Origin of the sequence: Microbacterium sp. LWH13-1.2, from assembly GCF_038397735.1 — a bacterium.
GTDB lineage: Bacteria > Actinomycetota > Actinomycetes > Actinomycetales > Microbacteriaceae > Microbacterium.
In genome coordinates, this window is sequence record NZ_CP151635.1 from 2,746,319 (window position 1) to 2,771,380 (window position 25,062).

Below are 25,062 nucleotides of genomic sequence, written 5' to 3' on the forward strand. Positions count from 1 at the left end.
CGGCTTTCAGTCGAGAGCCGACATGACGTGCTTGATGCGCGTGTAGTCGTCGAAGCCGTACTGCGAGAGATCCTTGCCGTAGCCGGAGTGCTTGAACCCCCCGTGCGGCATGTCCGAGACGAACGGGATGTGCGTGTTGATCCACACGCAGCCGAAGTCGAGATCGCGCGAGAAGCGCATCGCCCTGGCGTGATCGGTCGTCCACACCGACGAGGCGAGTGCGTAGGGCACATCGTTCGCCATCTCGAGCGCCTGCTCGTCGGTGTCGAACGACTGCACCGTGAGCACCGGGCCGAAGATCTCGCCCTGCACGGCCTCGTCGTCCTGATGCAGACCCGAGACGATTGTCGCCTCGAAGAAATAGCCCTTCTCCCCCTGGCGCGCACCGCCGGTCTCGACCTTCGCGTGCGCGGGCAGGCGGTCGACGAAGCCCTGCACCTGGGCGAGCTGGGCCGCGCTGCTGAGGGGGCCGTAGAGCACTCCCTCCTCGTGCGGGCCGCCCGTGCGGGCATCCGTCTTCGTCTTCTCGACCAGCGACGCGACGAACTCGTCGTGCACCGACGAGTGCACCAGCACTCGCGTGGCTGCCGTGCAGTCCTGCCCCGCGTTGAAGAACGCTCCGGTGACGATGCCGGATGCCGCCTTGTCGAGGTTCGCGTCGGGGTAGACGATCGCCGGCGCCTTGCCGCCGAGCTCGAGGTGCACGCGCTTGACGTCGTTCGCCGCCGAGCGGGCCACCGCCATGCCGGCACGGACGGATCCCGTGATCGCGACCATCTGCGGCGTCGGATGCTCGACCAGGGCGACCCCCGTGTCGCGGTCGCCGAGCACGACGTTGAGCGTGCCGGCGGGAGTGTGCAGTGCGACGATCTCGGCGAGCAGCAGGGTGGTCAGGGGCGTCGACTCCGCAGGCTTCAGCACCACCGTGTTGCCCGCGGCGAGCGCGGGGGCGATCTTCCACACCGCCATGTTGAGCGGATAGTTCCAGGGCGTGACCTGACCGATCACGCCGATCGGCTCGCGGCGCACGAACGACGTGTGACCGGCGAGGTACTCCCCCGCCGCTCGGCCTTCGAGGCTGCGCGCCGCACCGGCGAAGAACCGCAACTGGTCGATCGACTGCAGGATCTCGTCGGTCACGAGGCTGGCCCGGGGTTTGCCGGTGTCCTGCGACTCGAGGTCGGCGAACTCCTCGGCGCGCTCCTGCATCTCGTCGGCGATGCGGAACAGCGCCAGCTGCCGGTCGGCCGGCGTCGTGTCGCGCCAGATCGGGAACGCGGCGGATGCGGCGGCGTAGGCGGCATCGACGTCCGATGCATCGGAGACGGGCAGCTCCCCGTAGGTCTCCTCCGTCACGGGATCGATGAGCGGCATGCGCCCCCGCCCGCTCACGGGAACGTACTGCCCGCCGATGAAGTTCTGAAGGAGTTCTGTGGCCATGACGGCCATGTTAGCGACCGGATTGCGAATACAGAAGAGTGTAGTGATCCAAACGATGGAATCAGTTGCTTCGTGCGCACGATCCTGTCAATATCGACACATGAACGCCACAGCGAAGCAGCCCGTGCTCGACGACATCTCGAAGCGGATCGTCGAGCTGCTGCAGGAGGACGGCCGCCGGCCCTATGCCGAGATCGGCCGGGAGGTCGGGCTCAGCGAGGCGGCGGCGCGTCAGCGCGTGCAGCGGATGACCGAGGCGGGCATCATCCAGATCGTCGCGGTGACCGATCCGATGCAGCTCGGCTTCAACCGCATGTCGATGATCGGCATCCGTGTCACCGGCGACCCGCGGCTCATCGCCGAAGAGCTGACGAAGATCACCGAGCTCGCCTATGTCGTCGTGACGCTCGGCACCTTCGACATCCTCGTCGAGGCCGTGTGCGAGAGCGACACCCACCTGCTCGATCTGATCGCGACCCGAATCCGCACGATTCCGGGCATCACGCACACCGAGAGCCTGCTCTACGCCGGCCTCTACAAAGACCTCTACAACTGGGGCACGCGCTGAGGCGCGGGCCCGGAAACCCGGAGTGATCATGGGAACCACGGTCTTCGAACGTCGCCGCCCCGCGGATGCCGTGATCGACGCCTCGCTGCGCGACACCGACTTCAGCGTGTTCTGGCTCGACGACGTCGAGCGCGTCTCGCACCCGGCCCTCACCGAGAGCATCACGGCCGACCTCGCCATCGTCGGCGGTGGGTATGCCGGTCTCTGGACCGCCGTGCGCGCCAAGGAGCGCGACCCCGAGCGTCGTGTGGTGCTGCTCGAGGCATCTCGCATCGCCTGGGCGGCCTCGGGCCGCAACGGAGGGTTCTGCGAGGCGAGCCTCACGCACGGACACGAGAACGGCCTCACCCGCTGGCCCGACGAGATCGACCGTCTGGAGGAGCTCGGCCTCGAGAACCTCGACGGCATCGAACGCACCGTCAAGCGCTACGCCATGGACGTCGACTTCGAGCGCACCGGACAGCTGGCCGTGGCCGTCGAGCAGCACCAGGTGGAGTGGTTGCGCGAAGAGGAGGGCTTCCTCGACCGCGAGGCCGTGCAGGCCGAGGTGCACTCCGACACGTTCCTCGCGGGGGCGTGGGAACGCGACGCGTGTGCCCTCGTGCACCCCGCGAAGCTCGGTCTCGAGCTGGCCCGTGTCGCGGTCGAGCTCGGGGTCGAGATCTACGAGCAGTCGCTCGTGCGCGAGGTGATCGGCGACGGATCGAGTGCGATCACGCTCGTCACCCGCGACGGCGGACAGGTCAGAGCGGATGCCGTCGCACTCGCCACCAACGTCTTCCCCTCGCTGCTCAAGCGCAACCGCCTGATGACCGTTCCCGTCTACGACTACGTGCTGATGACCGAGCCGCTGACCGACGAGCAGCTCGCCTCGATCGGATGGTCGAACCGTCAGGGCCTGGCCGACAGCGCCAACCAGTTCCACTACTACCGGCTCACGGCCGACAACCGCATCCTGTTCGGTGGATACGACGCGGTCTATCACTTCGGCGGCAAGGTGCGCCCCGAGTACGAAGACCGCGCCGAGAGCCACCGCAAGCTCGCCTCGCACTTCTTCACGACGTTCCCGCAGCTCGAAGGGCTGCGCTTCACACACCGCTGGGCCGGGGCGATCGATTCGTCGAGCCGCTTCTGCGCGTTCTTCGGCACCGCGCGCAAGGGACGCGTGACCTACGCCACCGGGTTCACCGGTCTCGGCGTCGGCGCCGCGCGCTTCGCCGCCGACGTGATGCTCGACAAGCTGTCGGGCGAGCCGACCGAGCGCACCGAGCTCGCGATGGTGCGTGAGAAGCCGATCCCGTTCCCGCCCGAGCCCATCGCCTCGATCGGCGTCAACCTCGTGCGTGCCGCGATGAACCAGGCCGACCACAACGAGGGCAAGCGCAACCTGTTCCTCAAGACTCTGGATGCCGTCGGCATGGGATTCGACTCGTGAGCGAGCTCGCGCCCGGAACCGGAGTCGATGCGGTGGCACTGCCGCTCGTGCACGAGCCGCTGCCGGGCGACGACGTGCTCCTCGGACAGCCGACGACCGCCACGCATGCGTTGGCGATGCTCGGCGAGGTCGAGGTCGGCATCTGGGAGATGACGCCGGGCACGGCATCCGACACCGAGGTCGACGAGGTGTTCGTCGTGCTCTCAGGTCACGCCCGGATCGAGTTCGTCGAGCCGGCGCTGCCCGCGATCGAGGTCGACGCCGGGTCGGTCGTGCGCCTGGGCGCGGGCCAGCGCACCGTGTGGACCGTCACCGAGACGCTTCGCAAGATCTACATCGCATGAGGGGTGAAAAGTTTCGACGACGCTCACGTCTCTATCCGCGACATCGTGCAGGGTCATCTCGGCTCACTCTCGCCAAAGTGCGAGCGCGCTCCAGCCATGGGGAGCGCCCAGAGACTCGACAGTGAGGGCGTCTGACGCTGGGAAGCCTCGAAGCAGAGTCGCGACGCGCGACACCCACCCGGTGTCAGGATCGATAAGCGGAAGAAGATAGGCGATGACAGCCAGCGCGCTATAGGTGCCGTAGACCTGCTTAGGATGCTCAGACCCGCGCAGATGGTCGAGTACAGGAATCTGGCCGATCTTGGGCCTCGACGGCGCATTCTGGAGCTTGCGATTGAAAAGCCGTGCGTGGTGGGCTGCGGCATTCCGGACGTAGTTGAGGCTGGCGAGCCAGCTGGCCATCAACTTCTTCGTCGGGACCCCGAAAGCGAACGCGACCTCTTCCGCATCGACCTGATTCATGCCGCGGTAAAGAACCGAGAGGTGACCGAGCTCGAGGATCTCTGTGAGCGCCCATATGGGCATCTTGTCGTCGTATTTCTCTCGGAAGTGCTCGACGAACTTCTCATCGGAGCTAGCTTGGCGTGCGCTGACGCGTTGCAGCCACTGCACGTGCCTGCTCGGCTTCGGGCTGCGAATGTCCGTGCCATTCGCGGTGAATGTCTCGATGAATCGATTCGGCTCCTCATACGCATAGGCAGACGCCCTTCCCAGCACGTACCCGATGCGCATGCGGACGGCCACCTCTATGCGCTCCACTCCGTCTAGAACGAGTAGCCGGAGTCGGCGATCGAAATCGATGATCTCTTCGGCATGATCAAGCCGCGTGCCCAGTCGAAAGTCGCTGTGCACCCGCACCTGCTGCCGATCCGCATCATCGACGTACTCCTCCGAGATCCGGAACGGGTACAGATAGCCGGTGAGACGGTAGTAGCCGATCGCGGCCAGGACCTTCGCGGCCCGAGCGTCATCCGGCACCTGCAGGCCGTGCTCCCTCAGTCGCTCGACCTGGTCCTCCAAGGACAACCACTCTTTGGCGTACTCGACCATGCATCCCCCAAAAGAAAATCAGCCCGCGCCTTTCGGCAACGGGCTGATCATGATGCATTCACTATAACGCAGGAACGTTGGCCGAGCCAGTATTCAACACCTGCAATGCCCCACCACCCAAAGGGTAGCGGGCAGGGTCTCGACAGCGTGGCATGGGCCCGAGATATCAAGTCCCCTCGACGACCCTGCGCACCTTGCCCTCAGTGTCGCGCGGCGGCTGCGGCCCTCGCTGCGGCCACCGGCTTCTCATCGGCGCCCTTGATCACCCAGTAGACGACGGCGACAGCGAGGATGCCGATCACCGGGCTCAGGAACGCGGCCCACGCCGTGCCGAGCGGCGCGAACCCGACCGCGAACACCGAGACGTCCCAGAGGCCGTGCAAGGCCATCGCCCAGATGAGCGACCCGGTCACTCGACGCACGATGTAGAAGCAGGTGCCCGACATCGCGGCGAGCACGACCTGACCGAGCGTGGGCCCGACGGGGGCGCCCAGCGCGGCATTGATGATGTGCATCCCGCCGAAGAGCAGGGAGGTGAGCAGCCACACCCACACCTCGGAGAGGCGCGAGCGGAGGGCCGTCAGCAGGAGTCCTCGCGACATCAGCTCTTCGCAGAATCCGACGGCGAGACCGAGGGCGAGCAGCGACAACAGGAACGATGCGTCGAACTTCGACCAGTCGGTGTTGAACAGGTTCACGACAGCGACGACGAGCATGATCGCGGGCACGAAGATCGGCCACTTGTGGTGCGAGCGATCGCGCTCGAACAGCGCGGGCTTCCACCACCCCAGAAGCCATGTGGTGATGGCGAGCAGCACGGCGCCGACTGCGAGGTCGAGTACCGCTCCTCGCCAGGTGAACTCGGCCGAGGTCCCGATCTCGGTGTACGCCACCCCGCTCAGTTTCGACACGACGAAGATGACTGCGACATAGCCGACGTAGATCGCGAGGCCGATCCAGACCCGAGGGGTGACGCGCATGAGGTTGTGCCTTCCGTCGGCGAGGGGATTCCGATCACCCAACATATCGGTGGGTAGCGGCGTGGGTAGACGCAAGCCGGGATGGCACCCGACCGGGCAGACGCCGTCAGGCGCGATTCCAGGGCGGGAGCGGATACTCGCTGGCGGGTTCCGGCCAGCCGATCGAGACGACGCACGCCACGACGACGACGCCGATGCTCAGTGCGACGAGGACGGACGATGTGACCCTGGCGGTCTTCGACGGGGCCTGCTCTCCACCGCGAATCGTGAGAGCCGACAACCCGAGCAGGACGAGCCAGCCCACGAGACCGAAGATCGAGAACCCCACTCCGATCTCGCTCTCGACGTCTTCCCAGAAGCTCCGCTTGATGAACCCGTTCGCCCATCCCAGTCCTGAACCGCTGAATCCTGCTGCCGAGACCAGGCCCAGAAGGGTGGCGATGACCCACAGGAGGATTCCGCCCAGCATGCGCATGCTGTGAACCCTATCCGCACGCCCCTCGGTCGCGTGCGCCATACTCGGGTGATGCCCGCAGCGGAGGAAGAGCGTCTCGGTGAGCGCACCCTCGCGGCAACCCGGCACCGGCGGATGCTGCAGATCGCGGCGACAGTGGCAGTGGCCGCAGCGACGACCGCCGTGATCGGCGTGGCGCTGGTCGATTCCGCATCCGAAGGCACTGCGCAGCTTCTCCTCGCCGGGTTGCCGTCACGACATATCGTCGGAGTGGCAACGATCCTCGCGTTCCTCTCGATCAGCTACATGCTCTGCACCGTCTCGGCACCCTCCGGATGGCTCGCACCGGTCGTGATCGGCCGAGTGCTGTCGATCGGCGGAACCCTCGCGGCAGTGTTCTGGGGGTTTCTGACCACGCCGTGGCCCGTCATCCCCTTGCTGGTCGACGGATGCGAAACCGGATACGTCGTCGAAGAACGCTCCTTCCTCTTCCTCTCATCGATAGACGTGCTTGAGCAGGATGGACTGATCGCCATCCCTGTCCTGCACACGAGCGCAGATGACGGGCATCAACCGTTCACCGCTGGAGACTACGGCGCGCGCGTCGAGGACGAGCGTATCGAGGGCTGGTTCGCCCTCGAGCCTGGATCGGCTGCGCGGCTGACCAGGTTCGAGCTCCCGCTGCTGCAGTCGCCGAACTGCCGCTAGCTTCGCGCTGCTGACGAGTCAGCCTTCGGGTGCCGACATCAGACGAATCTCGTTGACGACTTCTTCTATCGCATTGCAGGAGAGCAAGTCGGCGGCATCGATACGCACAGCGCCCTCATCTTCCGGAGGCTCGAAAGTGCGTCGATGTTCCGCCATCACTTCATCGACGACATCGTGTCTCTGACCTGAGGCCCGATTCGCCGCTAGGCGCTCACTCTGAAGCACTTCGTCCACGTCTACCCAGATGATCCGCATCGGTGCATTCGCTCGGTCCGCGACCTCGCGCCAGGCGTCGCGTATGAAGCGGGGCGAGCCTGTGTCGTCGACGATCGCTATCTGGCGTGCCGCCAGATGCCGGGCGACACGCTCCTGAGCGATGCGATGTGTGGCAGCCCACTGGTCGCCGGTCATGCCCAGACCACCACGAAGCCCACGTTCCGCGTTGATTTCGTCCAGGCTGACGATCGACGCGTTCAGGCGAGACGCGAGGAACTTCGCCAGCGTGCTCTTCCCGCTGAACGACATCCCGCACATCAGGATGAGTACTGCATCGCTCATCTACGAGCCCCCGATCTTCTCGAATCAGGCGTGGCATCTCGCCAGATCCAGCGGAGTGCGTCCGGCAGCAGGACACCGCCGTGGTTAGCACTGTGGCCGCCGTCTCCGAGCACCAACCGGAAGTCGTAACCCGCCTTCGCAAGACCCGCGGCAACCTCGAGATTCTCGGCGAGCCAGTTCATCTCGGGCTGGTTCCAGCCGTCGTCACGATGCGCCGCCTGCATGAAGATCGTCAGTGGCCTGCGGGGTTCAGACATCAGGAGCCGGGGGTAAGGGTTTCCGTCGGGCATCTGCGAGAAGCTCGACAGGTACGCGATCACGCGCCTGAAGGCGTCTGGCCGTTCCCAGGCCGCGGTGAAGGCCGCGTTTCCTCCTGAGCTTCCTCCGCAGATTCCTCGCATTCGGGGATCGGTCGAGACGCGGAACCGGGCGGTGACGACCGGAAGAACTTCGGTGAGCAGGAACGACGCATAGCGGTCGTCGAATGCGTCGTACTCCGCGTTCCGATTCTTCGGGTTGTCAGCGCCTGGGAAGACACCCGGATCGACGAACACACTGACGGTGACCGGCATCTCACCGCTGTGAACGAGGTTGTCGAGAACGATGCCACCGCGAACGTCACCCTCAGGATCCAGGTACCACCAGCCGTCGTTGAACACCATCAGCGCCGCTTCGCTCTCCGCGTCATAAGCTGCGGGCACGTGGATCCAGCACCGTCGGGTGGTGCCGGGATAGACGACGCTGTCATCGATCGTGAATTCCGTGATCTCTCCCGGTGTCACACCGGCTTGACGCTCGGAGTCCGGGCCGAACAGGTAGGTCACGTCATCGAGCTCGACGGGCAGTTCGCGGTACGGGATCTCGGTGGCCATCCACGACACCATAGCGACTCAGGCATACTCGGGGAATGCCTGAAGTCCGCGACCCCACAGAGCCGTCGTGCATCATCGTGACCGGTATGCCCGGTGCCGGGAAGTCCACCGTCACCGAACTCATTGCGAAGAGCCTGCCCCGAGCAGCGCGACTCAGCGGCGACGAGGTATCCGGCATGATTCGCTCCGGACGCGTATGGGCTCTCGGCAGCCCCCGTGATGAAGCCGAGCGACAGATCCAGCTGATGCTCCGCAATGTGGCCGCTCTGGCGAACAACATGACGGCGGCACGTTTCACCGCGGTTGTCGACGTGGTGCTCGAGTCGCCTGCAGAGCTCGCAACTCTGACGGATGCACTCGAGTGCACCTGGGATCTCATTGTCCTCGCACCGGGCGCCGAGGCATGTCGCGCTCGCAACGCTGCGCGCAACATCGGCGATCGATGGGACTTCACCGGCTACGACCGGCTCGACGTGAAGATGCGCGAGAGCTTCAGCGACAACAGCCATTGGATCGACACGTCGAACCACACAGCGGAAGAGTCCGCGGCCGACGTTCTCCGACGGGTCCGCGTCGGGAGCTGACGGCCGCCAAGAACGGTCGTTTGCGGCGCGATTGTCGACGTAGACGTCCAGCCGCACGACTCGCCGTCAAACGGTCCGCCGAAGCCTCCTGCCGAAACGCGATCCACCGAAACTCCGGCATCAGCGTTTTCGGCAGGGCACCCGTGGCTGATCCGCATCTGGCGCCACCGCCTCGGACGCTCGACTCAGAGCAGCGCCCGCACCGACGCATACGCGTCGGCGACGTCACGGGTGGGCCGGTCGTAGACCCGCACGACGCCGGCATCCCCCTCGTGTCTCGTCCACCCCGGATCGCCGGTGGTGATGAACGCGACCGCGGCGCCGTGCACGTCGTCGGCGAGCTCCTGCGGCGGGTTCGGACCGGCGAGAGCTTCCATCGACGGGCCGTCGAGGCAGTCGAAGAAAAACGGCACGTCGAGGCAGTGCTCCGCGAAACCGAAGCGTCCCGAGGGCCAGGAGAAGCGGTAGAGCCAGGTGGGAGCATTGCCACGGTCGGCCGCGATGCCCGGCACGGTGGTGCGGAACATCCGATCTGTCAGCACCCGGCCCGCGAGACGCGCCTTGCCGAGACGCACGACGGCCGCATTCGCGGCGAGGTACTCCGCACGGATGCTCTTGGGCACCCCGAACCGGTTCAGCAGCACCGCCTGCGGCACCCACCGCAGGGCCGTCGCCGCCTTGCCTGCAAAAGCCATCGTGAACTCGTCGTCGGTGGCGCCGATCACGAGCGGCTTGTCGGCGCCGATGCCGGCGCGCAGCGATTCGCGGGTCGGCCGCGGCAGCAGGTCGCCGTCGATCGCAGGCCCGAGTGGCAGCCCCTCCTCGATCATGGTCGTCATCGACGACGGTCCGAGTTGGGTCGCCTTCTTCTGCAGCGCGAGCAGACGATCCTCGCTCACGGTCGACAGACCGGCCACGGTGGGCTCGACGCCTGCTGCCGCGGCGAGCGCCCGCCCCAACGCCTCGGCTCGCGGCGCAGCGACGTCACCGAGTGCTCCCGAGATCGCATAGACCCCGTGGAACAGGTGCTGCGCCTTCTCCATGCCGAGCAGGGTGAGCACCGCCCCGCCGCCCGCGGACTGTCCGGCGATCGTCACGCGCCCGGGGTCTCCACCGAAGGCGGCGATGTTCTGCTGCACCCATTCGAGCGCGAGCAGCCAGTCGCGCACACCACGGTTCGAGGGCGCATCCTCGATCCAGCCGAAGCCGTCGAAGCCGAGCCGGTACGAGATCGACACGGTGACGATGCCGTCGCGGGTGAAGTTGCGTCCGTCGTACCAGGGGCTCGCCGGAGAGCCCGCGAAGTAGCCGCCGCCGTGGATCCACACGAGCACGGGCATGCCAGATGCCCTGGGATCGGGCGTGAAGACGTTGACGTTCAGCGTCGAATCGCCCTCGACGCTCGGCTCGGGGATCAGCGTCACCCCGGGGTCGCCCCGCTGCGCTGTGGCGGCGAACTCGAGCGCATCGTGCACGCCCTCCCACGGTGCCTTCGGCACGGGAGCCTGGAATCGCAAGTCACCGATCGGCGGCTCCGCGAACGGGATACCGAGAAAAGCCGCCGACCGCGGAGCCCCTCGCCCTCCCGTGGTCGGGCGCCAACGCCCGCGAACCCGCCCCGCGGCGGTCTGCACTTCGACGTACTCGGTCATGACTCTCACACTCCCAGAACGAGGCGGATGCCGGTGCTGATCTGCGCCATCAGATATGGCGCGAGGTGGCCGGCCGGGTAGGCGTCGACGAATTCTCGGGTGACCGGGCCGATCTGACCGACGTTCGCCACCGAGTCACGATCGAGTCCTGACGCGGCGGCCGGCACCAGCACGTTGCCGGGAAAGCCCTCGAGAGCGGTGTTCGAGGTCAGCGGCACGACGAGGACCGTGTTGATGTCCGTGTCCAGCAGCCAGTCCTCCTGCACCACGACGGACGGTCGCACCTTCGCAGGCGCCGAGCCGCGCGGAATCCCGAAGTCGACCCAGACGATGTCGCCGCGGCGGATCACCAGTCGGAGTTCTCGCGCAGCCGCTGCTCGTTCGCACGAACGAACAGCTCATCCGCGGCATCGCTGCCCGCCTGTGCCAGGATCTGATTCCCGATCCTGGTCAGGTCCGACGAGCCCTCCAGCTCGTCGGCCAGTCGTCGCCCGGCGAGCTGGAAGAACTCGGACCTGTTCATCCCGTGTCGCGCGGCCACGCGCTCGAAGCGAGCGAAGTCGCCATCGGGTACCGAGATCGCCGTCTTCATGGCAAGAGTATAACCGGTCATACCGCGAGAGTAGTATGAGCCTCCGACATTCCCGGATGCACGGAAAGAGGCCCGCCTACTCGCCGAGCTGCGTGACCACGGCATGCGGCATGCGCTCGGTCATCACGCGCACCGCCTCGGGGTTGTCGTCGACGAGCACCGCGTCGCGCCCGAGAACCGAGGCGACGGCTCCGGTGGTACCGCTGCCCGCGAAGAGGTCGAGCACACGGTCGCCGGGGCGGCTCGAGGCGCGCACGATGCGCCGCAGGATGCCCTCGGGCTTCTGAGTCGGGTATCCCGTCTTCTCGCGCCCGGTCGTCGGCACGATCGTGTGCCACCACACGTCGGTGGGCAGCTTGCCGCGGGCGGCCTTCTCGGCCGTCACCAGACCCGGAGCCATGTACGGCTCGCGGTCGATGTCGTCGGCGTTGAACACGTACTCGCGCGGGTTCTTCACGTACACGAGGATCGTGTCGTGCTTGGTGGGCCAGCGGCGACGCGACTTCGCGCCGTAGTCGTAGGCCCAGATGAGCTCGTTGAGGAAGCAGTCGCGACCGAAGACCGCATCGAGCATGACCTTGGCGTAGTGCGCCTCGCGGTAGTCGAGGTGCAGGTAGAGCGTGCCGTCGTCGGCGAGCAGCCGCCATGCCTCCTCGAGTCGGGGCATCAGGAACGCGCCGTAGTCGTCGAAGCGGTCGTCGTAGGTGCGCAGCATCCCCCGCACCCGCTCGTACGCGTGGCCGTGGAATCCGTGCCGCACCTCGGAGGGCGCCGTCGCCGGTTCGGTATTCAGCACGATCGGGGCGACCGCGGCATCCGACCCGCGGGGTTCCGTGAGCGCGACGCCCTCGGCCTCCGACTCCTGCTGAGTCGTGAACGTACGACGGGCGGTGACGACCTGCCGCTCCTGGGCGCGGCCCGTGTTGAACGGCGGATCGAGGTAGACGAGCGTGAAGGACGCCGACGGAAGAGTCGCCGCTGCGGCGAGGTTGTCTCCCTGGAGGATCGAGACATCGCCGCGGACGGGAGCAGGATCGGCGGGCCTCTCCGGGGCAGCCTCCGGCTCAGGCGCGGGATCTGTCACGGAACCCGCTGCAGCCACGCGTCGGTGGCGAACTTCGACTCGACCAGAGCCTCGGCATCCGCGTACTCGTCGGCAGTGATCGCGCCGTCTTCGGCGGAGGTCAGCGAGCGGAACGTGTCCTTGAAGCGCTCGATGATCTCGGCCCGCGCGAGACCGGTCTGGCTGCGCAGCGGATCGACGCGCTTCGCCGCCGACGTGGTGCCTTTGTCACTGAGCTTCTCGCGTCCGATGCGCAGCACCTCGGTCATCGTCTGACCGTCGATGTCGTACGAGAGCGTCGCATGGTGCAGCACTCCCCCGTTCGCGAGGCGCTTCTGCGCGGCTCCGCCGATCTTGCCCGAAGAGCTCGCGATGTCGTTGAGCGGCTGGTAGATCGCGTCGATCCCGAGCGAGCGCAGCGCCTGCAGCACCCAGTCGTCGAGGAAGGCATACGAGTCGGCGAAGGTCATGCCCTGCACGAGGGATGCCGGAACGTACAGCGAGTACGTGATGATCTGCCCCGCGGCCATGAGCATCGCGCCACCGCCCGAGATGCGACGGACGACGTCGAAGCCGTGACGAGCAGCACCCTCGGGGTCGACCTCGTTGCGGTATGACTGGAACGAGCCGATGACGACAGCCGACTGGTCCCATTCCCAGATGCGCAGGGTCGGGCGTCGACGCCCTTCGCCCACGCGAGAGGTGAGCACCTCGTCGAGCGCGAGGTTCATGCGGGGAGAGACCGCCTTCTCGTGCACGATCTCCCAGTCGAAGTCGTTCCAGCCGGGGGCCGTCACCAGCGCACGGCGCACCGCGGTGCCGACGGCCTCGGGCGTGAAGCCGAGCAGCTGCGCACCCTCGGGCAGGGCACCGCGCACCGCCGCGGCGATGGCCGTGGCATCGGATTCGACCGGCAGCCCCGTGACCGCCGCGTCGATGTCGTCGAGAGCCGTGTCGGGCTCGAGGAAGAAGTCGCCGGCGAGGTGGAAGCGAGCGATCCGGCCGTCCTCGACCTCGAGGTCGACGACGACGAGCTTTCCGCCTGGAACCTTGTATTCACCGTGCACGGTTACAGCTTAAGCCGAGCGGGTCGCGCAGGCGCCGAACCCGGGGATCAGCGTCCGAGCACCACCGCACGCTCGCCGGCGCGGATCGGCGCCGAGAAGCGGTTGCCGGCCGGGGGCTGCGGGCAGACGTACTGATCCGAGAACGCGCACGGCGGCAGGTAGGCCCGGTTGAAGTCGATCACCGCGGATCCGTCTGCGGCCGGTTCCTCGATCGGCAGGAAGCGGAACCGGTAGGTCTCGGTGCCGTTCGTGCCGTCGGCGAAGACCGCCGTCAGAGCGCCCTGCGGAGTTCGGGTGGCCGAGAGTGACACGGCGACGCCGTCGAGCGCGAAGTGCAGTCTGCCCGCGAGGTCCGAATCGTGGACGTGTCCGTCGATCGACGTGACGGCGATCGTCTCCCCCGGCGTCCGTTCGAACACCGCAGCGATCCGCCAGCCCTCCCGAGGCGGATACGCGTCGATCGCGCTGAACCGTTCGCGCTCGGGGCGCCTCGGGTTGAACACCCGCAGGGCGACCGTGCCGCGGCGGTCGAACACGCGCAGCTCGCGGCGTCCGAGCCGCAGCGACTCGCTGCCACGCAGGGTGACGACCGAGCCCGAGGTGCCGAGATCACTGCCGCGGATCCCTCCGTCTCCGGTGAGCGCCCACAGCCCCGGAACCCCCTCGACGGCAGCGGGCTCGGTGATGAGCCAGTTCGTCGACTCGAGCGCGGCCGGACCGTACTCCGCGCCGGCGTACCGCTCGCGCGACTCGTGCCACGCCCGCCACTCGTCTTCGAAACCCACCGCGCACCTCCCTCTCGCCGCGAATCTATGCGCAGGAGAGACCGATATGTCGGGTCGACGTCACGCGGATTCACCCGCTGTAACACCCGTTCACGGGGCGTAACACGCGGACGCGCGGGCGGGCGCGGTGCAGCTCAGCGCGCGGGGATGTGCGAGTCGAGCCACGAGAGGATGTCGGCGCGGACCTCGTCCTGCTGCAGCTCGTTGAAGATCTCGTGACGCGCATCGGGATAGACGAGCGTCGTGATGTCGGTGAGCCCCGAGCGCGTGCGGTACTCGTCGGCGAGTTTGTGCACGCTCCGAGGGCCGCCGACCGAGTCGTCTCGGCCCACGAGGAGCAGCATCGGGATGTCGCGGCCGAGATCCTTGCGGGGTCGACCGTAGAGCTTCGCGGCCTCGATCGGGCCGAACAGCTTCAGCAGCGGCACGTCGGTGGTCAGCGGGTCCTCATCGAACGCCTTCCACACCGCGGGATCGCGGCTCAGCCACTCGAGCCCCGTCGCATCGTCTGAGGCCCAGCGGGCGTTCAGCGGTGCGGCGTTGAGCGAGCCGGGCATCCGCAGGGCCGAGCCCGACAGGATCACGGCGTCCCACGCCTCGGGGTGGTCGTTCACGAGCATCTGCGCGAGGAACGACCCCCACGAGTGCCCCAGCAGCACGAGCGGAAGATCGGGATGCTCGTCCTTGATGATGCCGGTGAGCTGCCAGACGGCATCCTTGGCGGCGATCAGGCCGCCCTTGCCGAGTCGGCCCAGCTTCGCCGGCCCCCCGTGCTGTCGGATGCCGGTGCGACCGTGTCCGCGGTGATCGTCGGCGTAGACGTGGAAGCCCGCCTCCGTGAGGGCCGCGATCAGCGTGCCGTAGCGACCCGCATGTTCGCCGACACCGTGCAGCAGCTGCACGACTCCCCGCGCATCCCCCGCCGCCTCGTGGACGTCGTAGACGATGGCGATGCCGTCAGCATCCGTGAACTCTCGGGTATCCGTCACGCCCCCACCCTACTGAGAGTGCGCGGCGTGCGTCAGGCCCCCAGCGCGGCGATGACGCCCTGGGCTATCGCGAGATCGGTGACCTCGTAGCCGCCGACGCCGTCGGAAGCCGAGCCCATTCGCACGCCGCCGTCTTCGTGCACGGTGCGCTTGGCAGAGAAGTGCAGGGCGTCGATGCCGGTCGCGGCGAGCGCCTCGGCACTGGCGGCATCCACTCCACTGCCCGCCATGATCTCGATCTCTCCCGCCGCTTCGGCGACCAGCGCGCGGAGGGTCTCGACGCCCTCGATCGCGGTGGACGCACCACCGGAGGTGAGCACGCGGCGCAGGCCGAGCGAGCGCGCGGCGACGAGGGTGGCGACAGGGTCAGCGGTCACGTCGATCGCACGGTGGAGGGTCACGGATGCTCTGCCCGCGGCATCGCGGAGCCGACGCATAGCGGGGATGTCGAGCCGCCCTGCGTCATCGAGGGCTCCGATCACGACGCCGTGGGCACCCGCCTCGATCGCGCGGCGGACATCGGCCTCCGCGACTGCGACCTCATCGGCGGAGTAGACGAAGCCGCCGGCCCGGGGCCGGACGAGCACGTGCACCTCCACCCCCACGGCCTGTGCCGCGTCGATCGACAGGTCCAGAGTCGCCGGCGACGGAGTGAGGCCGCCGAGAGAGAGAGCCTGAGCGAGTTCGACACGCGCGGCGCCGACCGTCCCGGCGATGCGTACTCCGGTCGGGTCCTGGACGGCGATTTCAATGGCGAGGGCGCGGGTCATCCGTCCATTCTGGCCTGTGGTCGGCGGGCACCCCGGCATCCGGCTTCCCATTCCGCGGGAAATTACTTAGACTGTCTAAGTAATGTCTGCGTCTGATGAATCCCTCCACCTCACCGCGACAGACCTGCGCATGGCGACTTTTCGGCTCGCACGGCGCCTTCGATGCGCCCGAGCCGTCGACGCGATGAGCGATGCGCAGCTCGCCGTGCTCGCCACGCTGCGCATGCACGGCCGCCGCACGATCACGGCCCTCGCCGAGCGCGAGCGCGTCACCGCCCCGTCGATGACGAACATGATCAACGGCCTCGAAGAGCAGGGCTACGTCGTCCGCACTCCGGATGCCGAGGATCGCCGACGCGTGCAGGTCGACATCACCGACGCGGGCACCGAGATCGTGGCGCAGACGATCAAGCGCCGCGACGAGCTGCTCGCCGACATGCTCGCCGAGCTCGACTTCACGGAGGAAGAACTCGCGACGCTGCGCGAAGCCAGCGCCCTGATGCGAAAGGTGGTCGACCGATGAGCGCGATGTTCCGTTCGTTCTCGAACATCAACTACCGCATCTGGTTCGCCGGAGCCCTCGTCTCGAACATCGGCGGGTGGATGCAGGCGACCGCCCAGGACTGGGTCGTGCTCACCGAGCTCACCGACAACGACGCTGCGGCCATGGGCGTCACGATGGCGCTGCAGTTCGGGCCGCCTCTCGTGCTCGTGAGCCTGACCGGCTGGGTCGCCGATCGGTTCGAGCGACGGCGCATCCTGATGGCCACGCAGTCGGCGCTGCTGCTGCTCGCGATCGCCGTGGGAGTGCTGCTGCTCAACGGCGTGATGACCCTGCCGATGATGTTCTGCTTCGCCGCGGGTTTCGGTGTCGTCAACGCGTTCGACGCACCGGCCAGGCAGGCGTTCGTCTCCGACATGGTCTCGTCGGGCGACACGTCGAACGCGGTCGCCCTCAACTCGGCATCCTTCAACCTCGCCCGCATGATCGGCCCCGCGGTCGGTGGCCTGCTGATCGTGGCGATCGGCTCGGGCTGGGTGTTCATCGCGAACGCGGTGACCTTCCTCGCGATGCTGGTCGCGCTGCTCCTGCTGCGCACCGGCCAGCTGGCGCCGCGTCTGAAGAACCGCCGCCCCGGCGGGCTCGCCGAGGGCTTCCGCTACGTGTGGGGGCGAAGCGACCTGCGCGTCGTCTTCGTGACGGTCTTCCTGATCGGCGCGTTCGGCATGAACTTCCCGATCTTCGCGTCGACCATGGCGCTCGAGTTCGGAGCAGGAGCCGACGGCTACGGCGTGCTGAGCTCGGTGCTCGCGATCGGCTCCCTCGCCGGCGCACTGCTCGCCGCCCGCCGCGACCGCGCCAGGGTGCGCGTCGTGATCCTCGCGGCCGGCGGCTTCGGCATCGCCGCGTTCGTGTCGGCGGCGATGCCCACGTACATCTCCTATGCCGTCACGCTCACGTTCACCGGCTTCATGATCGTCACGCTGCTGACGACCGCGAACGGCTACGTCCAGATGACGACGGCTCCGGCCCTCCGCGGGCGTGTGCTCGCGCTCTACATGGCGGTGATCATGGGATCGACCCCGGTCGGAGCCCCCATAGCCGGATGGGTCGCCGACACGTTCGGCCCTCGCAGCGCGATCATGCTCGGCGGTACCGCCGGGTTCGTCGCCTGTGCGATCGGCGCGATCTGGGTCTTCACCTCCGGTCGTCTGCACCGGTCCGAGAACAGTCGCTTCCTGATGACGCTCGATGAGACCAGGCCGCTGAACGTCGTCGACGAGGCTGAGATCCTCGACGAGAAAGCCGATCCGGTCGAGTTCAGCGACGAGGCGGCCGTCACGACGCCGATCCGCACGTCGAAGAAGGACTGACCGCGTTCTGAGCGCGTGGATGCGGTTTGTCAATGCCCTCCACGCCTGGCCGGGGCGGACGTACGTTCGCCGCATGGACCAGAACACAGGACGCACCCCGCACGCCGAAGAGCCCGCCGAGGGTTCGCCCGACCGGAACCCGGAGCACAACACAGCTCCGGACGGACAGTCGTCGACCGAGCGCGACGAGCTTCACGGAAACGCTCAGGGCGCAGCCCAGGGCGGCGCGATCCAGGGCGACAGCTCGCATGGCGAATCGCCGCGCGGCGCCATCCAGGGTGACGCGAGCCCTGACCGCGATGCGGCGCTCGGCGGCGACAAGAACACCGAAGAGCAGCTGACGGCCGACAACGAGGTCGAGGAAGACGCCCTGCGCTCCTTGAACCCGGACGACGCTCCGGCCTGACCGCCGGACAGCCGACGACAGCAGGGTGGATGCCGCGGCATCCACCTCTTCGCTGGCAGACCTGTCACTCGATCGAGCAGCGCAGCGATCGCAGAAGCCGATGCGGCCGACGCGAGGCGGGTGTAGGTTGCGGAGATGGAGCCGATCCGAGTGGGCCTCGTGGCCGACCCGGCTTCGCCCACTACCGTCGCGCGTCGGATGACCGACCTCACGCCACCGATAGCCGCTGCGGCCGACAGCTGGATCGTCGAACTCGTCAGCGAGCCGTTCACCCTCGGGTCCGAAGACGTCGACGTCGCCCTAAGGCGGCTGCGTGCGCATGCCGAGCAGAACGGGTGGGATCTCGTCATCGGCGTCACCGAGCTTCCGCTTCGCGACGACGACGGCCGCTACCTGCTGGCGGCGATCGATCCTCGTCGCCAGTCAGCGGTGCTGTCGCTGCCCGCGCTGGGCGGGTTCCGGGTGCAGAGCCGCGCCCGCCACGCGGTGCGGGGACTCGTCGACGGGATGGCCGAGCCCGCGTCACCGGAGGAGCAGCGCCTGCCGCTCCCTGGACTCAGTGCCCGCGGGCGCGTGCTTCTGGGGATGGTGTTGGCCAATCGTCCGTGGCTGCTCGCCGCCGGGCTGAAGTCCGCGTTGGTCGCGGCGCTGGCGACCGGAGCGGTGGCGACGATCGAGCCGACGATATGGTCGCTCGCCAGCTCACTGTCCGGCTGGCGCCTGGTGGCGGCGACAGTGGCCTCCATCACGATCATCATCGCCTGGATCGTGATCGACGGCGGGCTCTGGGACCATCCAGACGACGACTCGCTCCAGGCCCGAGAGAGATCCCGTCTCTACAACACCTCGACGCTGCTGACCCTGACCATCGGCATCGTCATCTGCTATCTGGCGCTGTACGTCGTGAATCTCGCCTGGGCGCTCTTCGTGCTCGACACGGCGGTGATGAGCGAATCTCTCGGCCGAACCGTCGAAGTCGGCGATCTGTTCGTACTCACCTGGTTCGTCGCGTCGGCGGCGACCCTCGGCGGAGCGTTGGGCACCGGCCTCGAGTCCGACGCTGCGATCCGCGCCGCCACCTACTCGAAGCGCGAGGAGGAGCGACGCGCCCGCCTGGCGGACGAGCGCCCCTGAGACGGCGACCACATGATGAAGGGGGCGGATGCCGCAGCATCCGCCCCCTTCACGCACCCCGTCGAACGCGCTGCCCCCGCCGGTCAGAAATGGAGTTACTGCCGGATGAACGCGAGGATGTCGGGGTTGATGACATCGGCGTGCGTGGTGAGCATGCCGTGGGGGTAGCCCTCGTAGATCTTGAGCTCGGAGTTCGGAAGGAGCTCGTGCTGCTTCAGCGCCGCATCCTTGTAGGGGACGACCTGGTCGTCGTCGCCCTGCAGGACCAGCACCGGGACGGAGATCGCCTTGAGGTCTTCGGTCTGGTCGGTCTCGGAGAACGCCTTGATGCCCTCGTAGTGTGCGAGCGCGCTGCCGGTCATGCCCTGACGCCACCAGTTGGCGACCACGGGCTCGGAGAGCTCCACGCCTTCGCGGTTGAATCCGTAGAACGGCCCGGATGCGACGGCCTGGAAGAACTCGGCACGGTTCGCAGCCAGGGCTTCACGGAAGCCGTCGAAGACCGAGATCGGCGTGCCTTCGGGGTTGGCGTCGGTCTGCACCATGAGCGGAGGAACAGAGGAGACCAGGACGGCCTTGGCGACACGGCCCTGCGGCTCGCCGTACTTCGCGACGTAACGGGCGACCTGGCCGCCGCCGGTCGAGTGTCCGATGTGGATGGCGTTGCGGAGGTCGAGGTGCTCGACCACAGCGTTCACGTCGCTGGCGTAGTGGTCCATGTCGTGGCCGACGCTGGTCTGCGAGGAGCGACCGTGTCCGCGACGGTCGCTGGCGATGACTCGGAAGCCCTTATCGAGGAAGTAGAGCATCTGCGCGTCCCAGTCATCGGAGGACAAAGGCCATCCATGGTGGAAGAAGATGGGCTGGGCGTCGCGGGGGCCCCAGTCCTTGAAGTAGATCTCCGTACCGTCGTCCGTGGTCACAAAGGGCATGAGGGTCTCCAAAGGGTTCGCGAGCCGGGCAGCGCCCGACTTCCGTCATGAGATCTCCGCGCGGGTCGGCGGAGTCACACCTCACGGTACGAGGCCGGGCCGGCGAGGCGGCTCCGACGTTTGACGAGTCGTCTTGCTCCCACCGGTCGGCTCCGTCGAATGTCGACATCGGACTCGACAGTCGTCGCGCTCCGCACTGTTCCACCACGCCTAGGGTCGCTGAGACGGAGGAGGTCGAATCATGTCTCACGGGATATCGGCGATGCACTCGCACATCCACTTCCCGGGTGGTGGGTGTTGAACCCCTACATCCTCGTATTCATCGGCGGAGCGTTCGGAACGCTCCTGCGGATCCTGCTCGGCTTGGTTCCCGGAGACTCCGAGTTTCCTTGGGTCACGTTCGTGATCAACATCACTGGCGCGGCGCTGCTGGGAGCCCTTTACGGGCTCACCAGCCGACTCTTCGTATCCACCTCAGCAAGCGCTCAGATGAGGCTTCTGCTCGGAACCGGACTGATGGGTGGGTATACGACCTACAGCACCCTGGCCGTCGGAACGGATGGCCTCATCCTCGGGGATCACCTGCTCCTCGGCGCCGCGTATGCCGTTCCCACGGTCGCGCTGGGGATCCTGTCCGCGTTCCTCGCTGAGCGCGCGTGCCGAACCCGCACTGTTCCGGCCGACCGGGCATGACCCCTACCATCGGTCTCCTCGCCGCTCTGGCCGGAGGACTAGGCGCCACGGCGCGATATGCACTCGACTCCCGCATCACGGCGCACGTCGGCGGCGCGTTCCCCTGGGGAACCTTCATCATCAACGTGACGGGAGCTCTCCTCCTCGGCCTCGTCACCGGGGCCGCCAACGCGTCGCTGTTGCCCGAACCATGGAGCATCGTGCTCGGCATGGGGTTTCTCGGCGGATATACGACTTTCAGCACCGCGAGCGTTCAGGCCGCGGAGCTCTTCGCCCGCCGACGCGCGAGGCTTGCCGTCGGCTATGCGGGCGTCATGCTCATCGCGGCACTTGCGGCGGGGCTGCTGGGACTCGGTCTGTTCTCCGCGTGAACATCGTCCTGCACAGCCTCGGCTGCTGGCATCACTCGCGACGCCGGCTAGGCATCTGCGTGCGTGAGCCGAGAGGTCGCGACATGCCCTGCTCCGGGCCCTCATCCGAACTCCGTCTCCTCGCCAGACGCTCCCACAGCGCAATCACGAGGACGCGAAGCACCAGGACCGGGAGAACGAGCACGACGTAGGCGACGAGGACGGGCAAGGCGAACGCGTCGTTTCTCCCTGATCCTGCGACAGACGCCCTCGCCGAATCATGCGTGAGCGGCGGCTTCGCATTCGAGTGCCGGATGCTCATCTCAGGCGCCTTTCTGTCGAACATCGGAGGAACGAGGATTCGGAACGTCGAAGGAACCGGGACGAAGCGTCGTCAGGAACAGTGCCAACGCGAGCAGGGCGGGCAAGACAGCCGCGTGGTCGCCGAACAAGGCCGCACCCGCTGCGCCGACCAGGCACCCGCCGATGAAGCCCGCAAGCAGTGGCCATGTCTGGGTCCACCTCTGCCGCGCTTGCCGATCCTCCCCCCGCGACCGGGCGATGTCCGTGACGGCTATGGTTCCCGCGACAAGGTTGCCGGTCATCACCGCGGTGGAAAGGGCGCGATCCGGGACGAGGTGGAGGTAGGCGTTCTGGGCAGCCATTGCACACACCGCGAGCATCCCGATGAGGATGGCTGTTCCTGATCTCGGGTGCGTCGACGCCTGCGTGGTGAAAGACAGGACGGCTGCCGCAATGAGGAATGCGGCCTGCCCGCCGAGGAGCAACCTGTCGGTGGCGTGCGAGTGGGCGCCGATGCGGCGGGCGACGAGCGTTGCAGCCACGGTCGCGACGATGAACACCGGCACGGCCAGCATCGAGGCGAGGTCGGGGAGCGTTCCGCGCACGACGTCCGCGGCCATGACCACGAGGTTGCCGGTGACGTGTGCGGAGAAGAACCCGCCGAGCAGCAGCCAGCTCGTGACGTCGGTGACGCCGGCGATGACCGCGAGGGCGGCGGGGATGGAGATCTGCCGGTTCATGGGGTCCGCCTCTGCCGGATGAGTTCGTAGAACCGCATGGGGATCACGAGGCCTGCTGCCATCGCCATGATGATGAAGACAGCCGTTGCCCCGTCGGTGAGCGCTCCGAACGACGGTGACGCGCTGCCGGCGAATGTCAGCACCCCCAGTGCGTCGATGGTGCGGAAGATGTAGACGCCGGGGACGAGAGAGACCACGGCCGCGAACCCGATACCCGCGAAGGGGATGTGCTTGGCCCGTGCCACGGGGGCCAGTGCGAATCCGACGAACAAGCACGCGACAAGTGCGCCCACCGCGATGTTCCACCCCCACACGTCCATGACGAGCCAGCGGAGTCCGTGCGCGACCGCACCGACGACGACCGGCCACCAGATGAGCCTCAGCGGCATGGCGAAATACACCGGGTATGACGCGGCGGCGATACCCGCAGCGAGGACGTCGAGACCGAGTGCGACCTCGCGTCCCGGTGGTGTGGGTGGCAGTCCCGTGCCGAATACGGCCAAGCCGATGGCAAGCCCGGTTCCGATGGACAGCAGCAGCATGCCGGCGTATCCGAGACGCGCGAAGCCGAGTGGGATCCGCAGGTTCAGCAAGTCCAGCGTGGCGTTGAGGATGTGCGGTCCGGGGACCAGGATCATCGCAGGGCAGACGGCGATGAGGCGCAGCGCGGAGCTGAGATCCGCGTGCACGGCAAGGCCACCGATCAGCCCCGCGATGAGAGCAGCAGCGAAGACCTGCCCGATGGGTCCGACGTGGAGGCGTGCGAGCGCACGTCGGGCGACACCCCCTAGCACTGCGCTGCCCGCCGCGAGTGCTACGGCCGTTGCGTCTTGGGCTCCGAAGATGACTGCCAACGAGGCAGAGCCGGTAGCGCAGGCAAGGAGGAAGAGCCAGATGCTGGCCGGCCGCATCTTCTTCGCCTCGACGAGTGCCGTTGCAAGATCGGGCTCGCTCGCCGATCCGGCGCCCACTCTGTCGATTGTTCGCATGAGCACCGCGACGGCGTTCATGGCGATCCCCGTCGGCGGCGCGACAACGATGCGGGGAGTGGAGGCCACGCCGGTGCCGCGCTCCGCGATCGTCACGGACGTCCAGGTCGGGATGAGTTGGACGTCAGTGCCCAGGCCGTGGTTCATCCGGTCGACGGCCGCGAGCGTCACCGAGGTGGACTCGCCTGAGGCGTGGAGCGTCGCCGACGCGCTGGCGATGAGGTCGCGCCTCGTCGCCAGCGCATCCGTGTCAGTGCTCATCGGCATCAGGCTCCGCCGACTCCGCGACCGACGAGGTCGGCCGGCACGACGATGGAGTCGAACTGCTCGGCGGTGACCTTGCCGGAAGCGAGCGCTGCTTCGCGAAGCGTCTGGTCCTTCGCCAGGGCGCCCTCTGCGATGTGGGCAGCGTTCTGGTACCCGATCACCGGGCTGAGCGCTGTCACGAGCATGAGGCTCTCGCCGACGTAGGAGCTGATCTTCTTCTCGTTCAGCTCCGTGCCGGACACCGAGTACTCGAGGAACTTCGCCATCCCGTCGCCGAGGATCCGCGCGGAGTGGAGGAAGTTGTTGATGATGATGGGGCGCATCGCGTTGAGCTCGAAGTTGCCCTGCGAGCCCGCGAACGCGACGGCCGCGTCGTCTCCGATGACCTGGATGGAGATCATCACGATGGCCTCGCACTGGGTCGGGTTGACCTTGCCCGGCATGATCGACGAGCCCGGCTCGTTGGACGGCAGCACGAGTTCTGCGAACCCGGTCCGCGGCCCGGAGGCGAGCCAGCGCATGTCATTGGCGATCTTCATCAGCGACACGGCCAAGCCGCGCAGCGCCGCGTGAGCGCGAACCATCGCGTCCAGTGAGCCCTGTGCCTCGAACTTGTTCGGGGCAGTGACGAACTTCTTGCCTGTCAGCTCGGCGATCTTCGCCGCGACCTGTACAGAGAACCCCTCGGGCGCGTTCAGGCCCGTACCGACCGCGGTTCCGCCGAGGGCGAGCTTGAGCAGGTCCTCCCGGCTGTGTTCGATGTCGCGGATACCGGATTCGAGCTGCGCGGCGTATCCCGACCATTCCTGTCCAACGGTCAGGGGAACGGCGTCCTCGAGGTGGGTGCGTCCGATCTTCACGACGTCCATCCACTGCGTGGACTTGCGCGCGATCTCCGCGTGCAGCGCCCGCAGGCTCGGCAGCAGCCGGTCGTCGAGCTCCGTCAGCGCGGCGACGTGCATAGCGGTGGGAAACGAGTCGTTGCTGGACTGCGCCATGTTGACGTCGTCGTTGGGACCCACCGGCTGCTGGGTGCCGAGCTCGCCGCCGAGGAGCTGGATGGCACGGTTGGAGATGACCTCGTTGACGTTCATGTTGCTCTGCGTGCCGGATCCGGTCTGCCACACGTAGAGGGGAAACTCCTCGTCCAGGTCGCCCGCGATGACCTCGTCAGACGCCTGGACGATGGCCTTCGACTTCCAGGGGGCGAGACGCCCGGCGTTCTCGTTCACGAGCGCTGCGGCCTTCTTCACGACGCCGTACGCGCGGTAGACCTCGATGGGCATGTGGTCGTGGCCGATGGAGAAGTGCTGCAGGGAACGCTGTGTCTGTGCGCCCCAGTAGCGTTCGGCGGGAACGTCGACAGTTCCCATGCTGTCGAACTCGCTTCGCTGACCGGTCTGTCCGGTGCCGATGGGCACGTTCTCGTACTCGGGGGTGTTCGCGTCGGCGGTGGTCATGG

At 67.3% G+C, this 25,062-nt stretch carries 29 protein-coding genes; 11 read left to right on the forward strand and 18 right to left on the reverse strand.

What is annotated here, in order from left to right; translation table 11 throughout:
* Positions 1 to 6: 6 nt before the first annotated feature.
* Positions 7 to 1,440, reverse strand: coding sequence for a gamma-aminobutyraldehyde dehydrogenase (locus MRBLWH13_RS13245; protein ID WP_341955425.1), 1,434 nt, complete (start codon positions 1,438 to 1,440; stop codon positions 7 to 9).
* A 100-nt stretch (positions 1,441 to 1,540) separates the two neighbouring features.
* Between MRBLWH13_RS13245 and MRBLWH13_RS13250 the strand changes: the two genes are divergently transcribed.
* From MRBLWH13_RS13250 to MRBLWH13_RS13260, 3 genes are read left to right on the forward strand one after another with little or no spacing between them, the layout of a single operon-like run.
* The gene (locus MRBLWH13_RS13250) at positions 1,541 to 2,008 is read left to right on the forward strand and encodes an Lrp/AsnC family transcriptional regulator (RefSeq protein WP_341955426.1); all 468 of its coding nucleotides are present in this window, start codon (positions 1,541 to 1,543) and stop codon (positions 2,006 to 2,008) included.
* Between the two features lie 28 nt (positions 2,009 to 2,036).
* Positions 2,037 to 3,443, forward strand: coding sequence for an FAD-dependent oxidoreductase (locus MRBLWH13_RS13255; RefSeq protein WP_341955427.1), 1,407 nt, complete (start codon positions 2,037 to 2,039; stop codon positions 3,441 to 3,443).
* Positions 3,440 to 3,787, forward strand: coding sequence for a cupin domain-containing protein (locus tag MRBLWH13_RS13260; protein ID WP_341955428.1), 348 nt, complete (start codon positions 3,440 to 3,442; stop codon positions 3,785 to 3,787). The genes MRBLWH13_RS13255 and MRBLWH13_RS13260 overlap by 4 nt, the downstream gene beginning before the upstream one ends.
* Positions 3,788 to 3,850: 63 nt before the next feature.
* On the opposite strand, the gene MRBLWH13_RS13265 is transcribed toward MRBLWH13_RS13260, so the two are convergent.
* From MRBLWH13_RS13265 to MRBLWH13_RS13275, 3 genes are all read right to left on the reverse strand, one after another.
* Positions 3,851 to 4,837, reverse strand: a complete 987-nt coding sequence (locus MRBLWH13_RS13265; protein ID WP_341955429.1) for an Abi family protein — start codon at positions 4,835 to 4,837, stop codon at positions 3,851 to 3,853.
* Between the two features lie 200 nt (positions 4,838 to 5,037).
* A complete protein-coding gene (locus MRBLWH13_RS13270) occupies positions 5,038 to 5,817 on the reverse strand; it encodes a CPBP family intramembrane glutamic endopeptidase (RefSeq protein ID WP_341955430.1) in 780 nt (259 codons plus the stop codon).
* A gap of 106 nt (positions 5,818 to 5,923) precedes the next feature.
* Positions 5,924 to 6,292 (reverse strand): hypothetical protein, encoded by a 369-nt coding sequence (locus MRBLWH13_RS13275; protein WP_341955431.1) that lies wholly within the window; start codon positions 6,290 to 6,292, stop codon positions 5,924 to 5,926.
* Positions 6,293 to 6,343: 51 nt separating this feature from the next.
* Between MRBLWH13_RS13275 and MRBLWH13_RS13280 the strand changes: the two genes are divergently transcribed.
* Positions 6,344 to 6,979, forward strand: a complete 636-nt coding sequence (locus tag MRBLWH13_RS13280; RefSeq protein WP_341955432.1) for a hypothetical protein — start codon at positions 6,344 to 6,346, stop codon at positions 6,977 to 6,979.
* Positions 6,980 to 6,997: 18 nt separating this feature from the next.
* Here the strand turns inward: MRBLWH13_RS13280 and MRBLWH13_RS13285 are convergent, their stop codons facing one another.
* Both MRBLWH13_RS13285 and MRBLWH13_RS13290 read right to left on the reverse strand, forming a co-directional pair.
* On the reverse strand, positions 6,998 to 7,537 hold the full coding sequence (locus MRBLWH13_RS13285) for an ATP-binding protein (protein ID WP_341955433.1): 540 nt from the start codon (positions 7,535 to 7,537) through the stop codon (positions 6,998 to 7,000).
* Entirely contained in the window at positions 7,534 to 8,409 is an 876-nt protein-coding gene (locus MRBLWH13_RS13290) for an alpha/beta hydrolase-fold protein (protein ID WP_341955434.1), read from the reverse strand. Before MRBLWH13_RS13290 ends, MRBLWH13_RS13285 begins: the two co-directional genes overlap by 4 nt.
* A gap of 35 nt (positions 8,410 to 8,444) precedes the next feature.
* Here MRBLWH13_RS13290 and MRBLWH13_RS13295 point away from each other — a divergent pair, with 35 nt between their 5' ends.
* Positions 8,445 to 8,993 (forward strand): AAA family ATPase, encoded by a 549-nt coding sequence (locus MRBLWH13_RS13295; protein ID WP_341955435.1) that lies wholly within the window; start codon positions 8,445 to 8,447, stop codon positions 8,991 to 8,993.
* Between the two features lie 185 nt (positions 8,994 to 9,178).
* On the opposite strand, the gene MRBLWH13_RS13300 is transcribed toward MRBLWH13_RS13295, so the two are convergent.
* The 8 genes from MRBLWH13_RS13300 to MRBLWH13_RS13335 form a co-directional block, all read right to left on the reverse strand.
* Positions 9,179 to 10,645, reverse strand: coding sequence for a carboxylesterase family protein (locus MRBLWH13_RS13300; RefSeq protein ID WP_341955436.1), 1,467 nt, complete (start codon positions 10,643 to 10,645; stop codon positions 9,179 to 9,181).
* A 5-nt stretch (positions 10,646 to 10,650) separates the two neighbouring features.
* The gene (locus MRBLWH13_RS13305; protein ID WP_341955437.1) at positions 10,651 to 10,995 is read right to left on the reverse strand and encodes a type II toxin-antitoxin system PemK/MazF family toxin; all 345 of its coding nucleotides are present in this window, start codon (positions 10,993 to 10,995) and stop codon (positions 10,651 to 10,653) included.
* Positions 10,992 to 11,237: a CopG family transcriptional regulator gene (locus MRBLWH13_RS13310; protein WP_341955438.1), complete on the reverse strand. Its 246-nt coding sequence runs from the start codon at positions 11,235 to 11,237 to the stop codon at positions 10,992 to 10,994. The genes MRBLWH13_RS13305 and MRBLWH13_RS13310 overlap by 4 nt, the downstream gene beginning before the upstream one ends.
* A 76-nt stretch (positions 11,238 to 11,313) precedes the next feature.
* Complete coding sequence (locus MRBLWH13_RS13315) at positions 11,314 to 12,321, reverse strand: site-specific DNA-methyltransferase (RefSeq protein WP_341955439.1); 1,008 nt, start codon at positions 12,319 to 12,321, stop codon at positions 11,314 to 11,316.
* Positions 12,318 to 13,367, reverse strand: coding sequence for a lipoate--protein ligase family protein (locus tag MRBLWH13_RS13320; RefSeq protein WP_341955440.1), 1,050 nt, complete (start codon positions 13,365 to 13,367; stop codon positions 12,318 to 12,320). Before MRBLWH13_RS13320 ends, MRBLWH13_RS13315 begins: the two co-directional genes overlap by 4 nt.
* Before the next feature lie 47 nt (positions 13,368 to 13,414).
* On the reverse strand, positions 13,415 to 14,152 hold the full coding sequence (locus MRBLWH13_RS13325) for a DUF1684 domain-containing protein (RefSeq protein ID WP_341955441.1): 738 nt from the start codon (positions 14,150 to 14,152) through the stop codon (positions 13,415 to 13,417).
* A 134-nt stretch (positions 14,153 to 14,286) separates the two neighbouring features.
* Complete coding sequence (locus MRBLWH13_RS13330; protein ID WP_341955442.1) at positions 14,287 to 15,141, reverse strand: alpha/beta hydrolase; 855 nt, start codon at positions 15,139 to 15,141, stop codon at positions 14,287 to 14,289.
* A 32-nt stretch (positions 15,142 to 15,173) separates the two neighbouring features.
* Complete coding sequence (locus tag MRBLWH13_RS13335) at positions 15,174 to 15,911, reverse strand: copper homeostasis protein CutC (protein WP_341955443.1); 738 nt, start codon at positions 15,909 to 15,911, stop codon at positions 15,174 to 15,176.
* Between the two features lie 184 nt (positions 15,912 to 16,095).
* On the opposite strand from MRBLWH13_RS13335, the gene MRBLWH13_RS13340 reads away from it, so the two are divergent.
* The 4 genes from MRBLWH13_RS13340 (at position 16,096) to MRBLWH13_RS13355 (ending at position 19,326) form a co-directional block, all read left to right on the forward strand.
* Positions 16,096 to 16,434: a MarR family transcriptional regulator gene (locus MRBLWH13_RS13340; protein ID WP_341955444.1), complete on the forward strand. Its 339-nt coding sequence runs from the start codon at positions 16,096 to 16,098 to the stop codon at positions 16,432 to 16,434.
* Positions 16,435 to 16,439: 5 nt separating this feature from the next.
* On the forward strand, positions 16,440 to 17,786 hold the full coding sequence (locus tag MRBLWH13_RS13345) for an MFS transporter (RefSeq protein ID WP_341958317.1): 1,347 nt from the start codon (positions 16,440 to 16,442) through the stop codon (positions 17,784 to 17,786).
* A gap of 73 nt (positions 17,787 to 17,859) precedes the next feature.
* On the forward strand, positions 17,860 to 18,192 hold the full coding sequence (locus MRBLWH13_RS13350; protein WP_341955445.1) for a hypothetical protein: 333 nt from the start codon (positions 17,860 to 17,862) through the stop codon (positions 18,190 to 18,192).
* Between the two features lie 135 nt (positions 18,193 to 18,327).
* Entirely contained in the window at positions 18,328 to 19,326 is a 999-nt protein-coding gene (locus MRBLWH13_RS13355; RefSeq protein ID WP_341955446.1) for a hypothetical protein, read from the forward strand.
* Between the two features lie 95 nt (positions 19,327 to 19,421).
* Here the strand turns inward: MRBLWH13_RS13355 and MRBLWH13_RS13360 are convergent, their stop codons facing one another.
* A complete protein-coding gene (locus tag MRBLWH13_RS13360) occupies positions 19,422 to 20,258 on the reverse strand; it encodes an alpha/beta hydrolase (protein WP_341955447.1) in 837 nt (278 codons plus the stop codon).
* 294 nt (positions 20,259 to 20,552) lie between these two features.
* Here MRBLWH13_RS13360 and MRBLWH13_RS13365 point away from each other — a divergent pair, with 294 nt between their 5' ends.
* Positions 20,553 to 20,951 carry a CrcB family protein gene (locus MRBLWH13_RS13365; RefSeq protein ID WP_341955448.1) on the forward strand — a complete coding sequence of 133 codons (399 nt, stop codon included), beginning with the start codon at positions 20,553 to 20,555 and terminating at the stop codon, positions 20,949 to 20,951.
* Entirely contained in the window at positions 20,948 to 21,322 is a 375-nt protein-coding gene (locus MRBLWH13_RS13370; RefSeq protein WP_341955449.1) for a CrcB family protein, read from the forward strand. The genes MRBLWH13_RS13365 and MRBLWH13_RS13370 overlap by 4 nt, the downstream gene beginning before the upstream one ends.
* A 302-nt stretch (positions 21,323 to 21,624) precedes the next feature.
* Here MRBLWH13_RS13370 and MRBLWH13_RS13375 read toward each other — a convergent pair whose 3' ends face one another.
* Genes MRBLWH13_RS13375 through fumC form a run of 3 tightly spaced genes read right to left on the reverse strand, consistent with a single transcriptional unit; the run spans position 21,625 to position 25,060 of the window.
* Positions 21,625 to 22,344, reverse strand: coding sequence for a YoaK family protein (locus MRBLWH13_RS13375; protein ID WP_341955450.1), 720 nt, complete (start codon positions 22,342 to 22,344; stop codon positions 21,625 to 21,627).
* The gene (locus tag MRBLWH13_RS13380) at positions 22,341 to 23,594 is read right to left on the reverse strand and encodes a threonine/serine exporter family protein (RefSeq protein ID WP_341955451.1); all 1,254 of its coding nucleotides are present in this window, start codon (positions 23,592 to 23,594) and stop codon (positions 22,341 to 22,343) included. The genes MRBLWH13_RS13375 and MRBLWH13_RS13380 overlap by 4 nt, the downstream gene beginning before the upstream one ends.
* Positions 23,595 to 23,599: 5 nt before the next feature.
* A complete protein-coding gene (gene fumC / locus MRBLWH13_RS13385; RefSeq protein ID WP_341955452.1) occupies positions 23,600 to 25,060 on the reverse strand; it encodes a class II fumarate hydratase in 1,461 nt (486 codons plus the stop codon).
* Positions 25,061 to 25,062: the final 2 nt, after the last annotated feature.